At 67.9% G+C, this 318-nt stretch carries 1 protein-coding gene; it reads left to right on the top strand.

What is annotated here, in order from left to right:
- The coding region (locus NR201_RS22780) for a hemagglutinin repeat-containing protein (RefSeq protein WP_256850191.1) at positions 1-318 on the top strand (318 nt) is incomplete at both ends.

Below are 318 nucleotides of genomic sequence, written 5' to 3'. Positions count from 1 at the left end.
CGCCGGGTCGGGCGGCTACGGCATCAGCGTTTCAGCCAGCGTCAACGCGGGCAAAGGCCGCGAGAACGGCAACGGGCTGACCCATACCGAGACTACACTCACGGCGGGCAACGGGCTGAGCCTGAACGCCGGGCGCGACACCACGCTGACCGGCGCACAGGTTCGCGGGGACAGCGTGAAGGTCGATACCGGCCGCAACCTGACGCTGACCTCAGAGCAGGACAGCGACCGCTACGACAGCAAGCAGCAGAACGCCAGCGCGGGCGGCAGCTTCACCTTCGGCTCGATGACCGGCTCCGCAAGCGTCAACCTCAGCCA

Origin of the sequence: Pantoea sp. Fr-CA_6, assembly GCF_024520895.1 — a bacterium.
Classification (GTDB): domain Bacteria; phylum Pseudomonadota; class Gammaproteobacteria; order Enterobacterales; family Enterobacteriaceae; genus Pantoea; species Pantoea agglomerans.
Note: the sequence above shows the minus strand (reverse complement) of the source record. Positions and strands in the feature narration are given on the sequence as shown.